Raw genomic sequence first — 6,013 nt, 5'->3', positions numbered from 1 at the left:
AACACCAGACAAACAACACACCAATGTTGTAAAAACAGTAATGCCTTTAATGAAAAAAGGAGCAACATTATCGTATTCTCATGGTTTTAATATTGTAGAAGAAGGGATGCAAATTCGTGAGGATTTAACCGTAATTATGGTAGCGCCAAAATGTCCAGGTTCTGAAGTTAGAGAAGAATATAAAAGAGGATTTGGTGTACCAACATTAATTGCTGTACATCCAGAAAACGACCCAGAAAATAAAGGATGGCCACAAGCAAAAGCTTATGCAGTTGCCACTGGTGGTCATAGAGCAGGTGTTTTAGCATCTTCATTTGTAGCTGAGGTAAAATCAGATTTAATGGGAGAGCAAACTATTTTATGTGGTTTGTTGCAAACAGGTGCAATTTTATCTTTTGATAAAATGGTAGCAGAAGGTATAGATGCTGGTTATGCCGCAAAATTAATTCAATATGGTTGGGAAACTGTAACAGAAGCCTTAAAACATGGTGGAATTACAAATATGATGGATAGATTGTCTAACCCTGCAAAAGTAGAAGCATTCAAACTTTCAGAAGAGTTGAAAGACATCATGCGTCCATTATTTCAAAAACATATGGATGATATTATGACAGGTCATTTCTCGAAAACAATGATGGAAGATTGGGCAAATGATGATAAAAACCTATTAACTTGGAGAGCTGCAACTGGTGAAACAGCTTTCGAAAAACAAGAAATCACTTCAGATGAAATCTCTGAACAAGAATATTTTGACCACGGAACTTTATTAGTTGCCTTTGTAAGAGCGGGTGTAGAATTGGCTTTTGAAGCAATGACAGAATCAGGTATTATTGATGCATCTGCATACTACGAATCATTACACGAAACACCATTAATTGCAAACACCATTGCACGTAAAAAATTATACGAAATGAATCGTGTAATTTCTGATACTGCAGAATATGGTTGTTATTTATTCGACCATGCTTGTAAACCTTTATTAACTGATTTTATGAAAACAGTTTCTACAGATGTAATTGGTAAAAAATTCTCAGATTCTAATGATGTAGACAATCAAGAATTAATTCGAATTAATAAAATTATTAGAAACCATCCAGTTGAAAAAGTAGGAGAAACATTAAGAGCTTCTATGACAGCAATGAAAGTGATAAAATCTGCATAAATAACATAAAGATTTTTAAATTTACAAAACCTGTCAGAAATCAAAATCTGACAGGTTTTCTTTTTATATTCGAAAGATGCAAAACAAACAAACCTATTTTCCAACGTTAGAAAACGTAAAGGATGCTGCAAAAAAGTTAGAAGGAGTTGCTTATAAAACTCCACTCAATCAAAACAGTAATCTTTCTAAAGAATTCAATGCCAATATTCTTTTTAAAAGAGAAGATTTACAAGTAGTTCGCTCCTATAAAATTAGAGGTGCTTACAACAAAATGTCTTCTTTAAATGATGATGAAAAACAACGAGGTATTGTTTGTGCAAGTGCAGGCAATCATGCGCAAGGTGTTGCTTTGTCTTGTAAACTGTTAAAAATAAAAGGCACAATTTTTATGCCATCTCCAACTCCAAACCAGAAAATTAATCAGGTTAAAATGTTTGGAGAAAACTTTGTAGAAATAGTTATTGAGGGCGATACTTTTGATGACGCATCAAATGCTGCAAAATTAGAATGCAACTTAAAAAAGAAAACCTTTATTCATCCTTTTGATGATGAAAAAGTTATAGTAGGGCAGGCAACAGTGGGTTTAGAAATCTTAGAGCAAACAGAAAAATCAATAGATTATCTTTTTGTTGCCATTGGTGGTGGTGGTTTGTCTTCAGGTTTGTCATCTGTGTTTAAAAACATTTCTCCAGAAACAAAAATAATTGGTGTGGAGCCAGAAGGTGCTCCATCTATGTTAACATCAATAAAAAATAGAAAAAATACAGCTTTAGAAACGATAGATTCTTTTGTAGATGGTGCAGCTGTTAAAAAAGTAGGCGATTTAAATTTTGCCATTTGTCAACAAAATTTACACGAAGTTATTACAGTTCCAGAAGGTAAAGTATGCCAAACCATTTTAGATTTATACAATAAAGATGCTATTGTGGTAGAACCTGCAGGAGCGTTAAGTATTGCAGCTTTAGATTTTTTTGCTGATGAAATCAAAGGCAAAAATGTAGTTTGTATAGTTAGTGGTAGTAATAACGATATCACAAGAACCGCAGAAATTAAAGAACGCGCCTTATTATATGCCAATTTAAAACACTATTTTATAGTAAAATTCCCACAAAGAGCAGGTGCTTTAAAAGAATTTGTGGCAGAAATTTTAGGACCTAATGATGATATTACACACTTTGAATATACCAAAAAAACAAATAGAGAAAATGGAGCTGCTGTAGTAGGCTTACAATTAAAAACATCTAAAGATTTAGCACCTTTAATTAAAAGGATGAAGGAAAGAAATTTTTATGGCGAATATTTAAACGATAAACCAGATTTGTTTCAATTCCTTGTTTAATTGACTTTTTTTTAAATAAAATATAATAAAAAACCGAAAAGGTTTTCGTTATTTAAAACAGTAAAGGATAGTTAACAAACTATTTTTATTTAATTTTGATAAGTAGATAGCGTCTAATATTTACCATTAATTAATCAATTTTTAGACAATTATTAGAATAAAACTTATGAAAAATACTTTTACAGAAATACCTAAAGAATATAAAATTACATCATTAGTAGATCAGAATACGTATTTAGTTGGTGGCGAATTAAAAGAATGGAAAGGTGAAAAAGCTGAGGTGTACTCATCTATTTCATCAACCAAAGAATACAAACCCACTTTATTAGGAACTGTACCGAACTTAACTGGAGAAGAAGGTATAGAAGCTTTACATGCAGCTTCTAAAGCCTACGATAGAGGGCAAGGTTTGTGGCCAACGATGAAAGTAGAAAGCAGAATTGCAGCTATGGAAAAGTTTGTGGTTCAAATGAAAACAAAGCGAGAAGAGGTTGTAAAATTATTAATGTGGGAAATAGGAAAATCTTTACCAGACTCTGAAAAAGAATTCGATAGAACAGTAGAGTATATTTACGATACTATTGAAGATTACAAACAAATGGATAGAGACTCTGCAAAGTTTGAAAAAAATAGCGGAGTTCATGCGCATATTAGACGTGGTCCTTTGGGAGTTGTTTTGTGTTTAGGCCCTTATAATTATCCTTTAAACGAAACGTTTGCGTTGTTAATTCCTGCTTTAATTATGGGGAATACAGCCATTTTTAAACCTGCAAAACATGGGGTTTTATTATTATCGCCTTTATTGGAAGCTTTTCAAAATAGTTTTCCTGCAGGTGTTGTAAATATTATTTACGGACGAGGTAGAGTATTGGCTACACCAATTATGAAAACAGGTTTGGTAGATGTGTTAGCTTTAATAGGAAACAGTAAGTCTGCCAATGCAATTCAAGCCAATCATCCACAGAAAAACAGATTGCGTTTGGTGTTAGGTTTAGAGGCAAAAAACCCGGGTATTGTTTTACCAGATGCTGATTTAGACTTGGCAATTAGCGAGTGTATTTCTGGAGCCACTTCTTTTAACGGACAACGTTGTACAGCCTTAAAAATATTGTATGTACACGAACATATTGTAGACGAATTTAATAAGCGTTTTGCAAAAGCAGTAGATGCTCTAAAATTTGGAAATCCTTGGGAAGAAAATGTAAAATTAACCCCATTACCAGAACCAGGTAAACCAGCTTACATTCAAGAATTAATTGATGATGCAATCGAAAAGGGAGCAGCAATTATTAATAAAAAAGGAGGAGAAACTACCGAAAATTATATTTTCCCTGCGGTTTTATATCCAGTTTCTAAAGAATCTAGAGTTTTTGAAGAAGAGCAATTTGGCCCAGTAATTCCTGTGGTTTCTTTTAAAAACATTCAAGAGCCATTAGATGACATGGCAGCTTCTAATTACGGGCAGCAAGTAAGTGTTTTTGGCAGTCAAGTAAAAACGTTGGCACCATTAATTGATACTTTGGTAAATTTAGTGTGTAGAGTAAACTTAAACTCTGCAGCACAAAGAGGGCCAGATGTATATCCGTTTACGGGCAGAAAAGATTCTGCAGTTGCTACTTTAAGTGTGCATGATGCCTTACGTTCATTCTCCATTAGAACTTTTGTAGCTTCTAAAGACACAGAATATAACAATGCTATTTTACAAGAATTGTTAGATAAAAAAGCCTCTAATTTTATTAGTACAGATTATATATTGTAATTTAAAATTAGATTTTTATATATTAAAAAAACCTTCAGTATTGAAGGTTTTTTTGTTTTTGATTTGGGATGTTTTTTTAAATTTTATCTGGCCAAATATTTGGTAATTCGCCACTAAAGCCCATCTTGGGAAACCTGTTAATTAATTCCATTTCTGTTGGATTCAATTCAAAATCGAACAGATGGATGTTTTCTTCAATTCTTTTGGGTGATGTAGATTTTGGTATAATAATTACGTTGTGTTGGATAATCCATCTCAGGCAAACTTGAGCCACAGATTTACGGTGTTTTTTTGCAATTTCTGTAAGCACTTCATTTCCAAAAACCTTTCCCCTTGCTAAAGGCGACCAAGACTCAACTACTATGTTTTTAAGTTTACAATACGCTGTTAATTCTTGTTGCCAATAACCAGGATGAAACTCTATTTGATTAATTGCAGGAATAACATTTGCTGTTTCAAATAGTGCTTCTAAATGCTCTTTAAAAAAATTACTGACACCTATAGATTTTATTTTACCTTCAGCTTGTAATTCTTCCATTGCTCGCCAACTATCAGCATTTATTTTTTGCCAATTGTCGTAATTTTTAGCATTTGCTGGCCAATGTATCAAGTACAAATCTATGTAATCAAGATCAAGTCTTTTTAAAGACTTTTCAAGTTCTTTTTTTGTGGATTCATAGCCTAAATTTTCACGCCATAATTTAGTAGTTATAAAAATTTCATCTCGTAAAATTCCACTGGCTTTTATACCCTTACCTACAGCTTCTTCATTTTCATAAATTGCTGCTGTATCAATTAAACGATAACCCTTAGAAATTGCAGATTTTACAGATTCAATTCCATCTTGCTCCTTACATTTGTAGGTTCCAAAACCTACTAGAGGTATTTTATTTCCATCATTTAAGGTTACTTTTTTCATAGGCTTCTTAGAAGCATTTTTTTATGTTTGATCAAATTACATACAACTCGTTACATGATAACTTTCGCCGTTTATATACCAAACAAATTAAGAAATAGCTGGTATTTTGTAAATAAAAATTAATCTAGTAAAATAATTTTAAACCTTTACAGTAAACATTGGTTTTAAAGCATTTTTAGACAAAGTTTTCGTTACACTTCCTGTAAATAAATGCGAAATGCCACTTCTGCCATGAGTACTTAAAGCAATTAAATCTGCACCTTTTTCTCTAGAAAAGTTTAAAATACCTTTCTCAACAGAAACATCACTATAAATGTTTATGGTGTGTTTGGGTAATTTAAAATCTTTTACAAAACTTTTTACTTTTTGTCTTGCTTCAGAAGTACTTACAAATCTAGATGGTGTATTAACTTTTAATAAGTGAATTTTACTATCAAACGTATTTGCAAAATTTAAAAATTTGTCAAAAACTGCTTTGTTTTCTTTTTTAAAGTTAGATGCAAAAACCAAGTTTTTAAGTTTAAATTTTTTGGCATCTTTTTTTACGATAATCACCGGTCTTGTAGAGGTTCTAACTATTTTTTCTGTATTAGAACCTATCATTATTTCCTCAAATTCAGAATGTCCCTTAGAACCCATTACAATTAAATCTGCATCAATTTTATCTGCATATTTTTGTATGCCATCAAAAGGTGTGTTTAGTTTTATAAAATACTCTACTCTAGTGCTTTCATCAAAAAACTTTGCTTTAAAGGCCAATACTTTTTCTCTGGTTTTTCTTAAATAGAGCATACTTTCTGGAATGCTAAATTTACTACTGGCACCCATATCTAT

The 6,013-nt window shown here is 32.0% G+C and carries 5 protein-coding genes; 3 read left to right on the top strand and 2 right to left on the bottom strand.

From position 1 onward, the window contains the following. The 3 genes from ilvC to ACTG3S_RS12725 all read left to right on the top strand — a co-directional run. A partial coding sequence (ilvC, locus tag ACTG3S_RS12735) for a ketol-acid reductoisomerase (protein WP_439129722.1) occupies window positions 1-1,162 on the top strand: 1,162 nt, incomplete at its 5' end. A gap of 76 nt (window positions 1,163-1,238) precedes the next feature. Further along, window positions 1,239-2,501 (top strand): threonine ammonia-lyase IlvA, encoded by a 1,263-nt coding sequence (gene ilvA / locus ACTG3S_RS12730; protein WP_439129721.1) that lies wholly within the window; start codon window positions 1,239-1,241, stop codon window positions 2,499-2,501. Window positions 2,502-2,667: 166 nt separating this feature from the next. Beyond that, window positions 2,668-4,260, top strand: a complete 1,593-nt coding sequence (locus tag ACTG3S_RS12725; RefSeq protein WP_439129719.1) for an NADP-dependent glyceraldehyde-3-phosphate dehydrogenase — start codon at window positions 2,668-2,670, stop codon at window positions 4,258-4,260. Between the two features lie 76 nt (window positions 4,261-4,336). Here ACTG3S_RS12725 and ACTG3S_RS12720 read toward each other — a convergent pair whose 3' ends face one another. Together ACTG3S_RS12720 and ACTG3S_RS12715 are read right to left on the bottom strand one after the other, a co-directional pair. Then, window positions 4,337-5,179: an aldo/keto reductase gene (locus tag ACTG3S_RS12720; RefSeq protein WP_439129718.1), complete on the bottom strand. Its 843-nt coding sequence runs from the start codon at window positions 5,177-5,179 to the stop codon at window positions 4,337-4,339. A 138-nt stretch (window positions 5,180-5,317) separates the two neighbouring features. Then, window positions 5,318-6,013: universal stress protein (locus ACTG3S_RS12715; protein WP_439129717.1), on the bottom strand; the 696-nt coding region annotated here is incomplete at its 5' end.

It is taken from the genome of Polaribacter sp., from assembly GCF_965656025.1.
Taxonomy (GTDB): domain Bacteria; phylum Bacteroidota; class Bacteroidia; order Flavobacteriales; family Flavobacteriaceae; genus Polaribacter.
The sequence above is the reverse complement of the archived record's forward strand: the minus strand, read 5'-3'. Positions and strand labels throughout refer to the sequence as shown.

What these genes read in the sequence shown, in the direction of transcription:
- ACTG3S_RS12720 (WP_439129718.1), bottom strand. Translation starts at nt 5,179, where the DNA reads ATGAAAAAAGTAACCTTAAATGATGGAAATAAAATACCTCTAGTAGGT.
- ilvA (WP_439129721.1), top strand. Translation starts at nt 1,239, where the DNA reads ATGCAAAACAAACAAACCTATTTTCCAACGTTAGAAAACGTAAAGGAT.
- ACTG3S_RS12725 (WP_439129719.1), top strand. Translation starts at nt 2,668, where the DNA reads ATGAAAAATACTTTTACAGAAATACCTAAAGAATATAAAATTACATCA.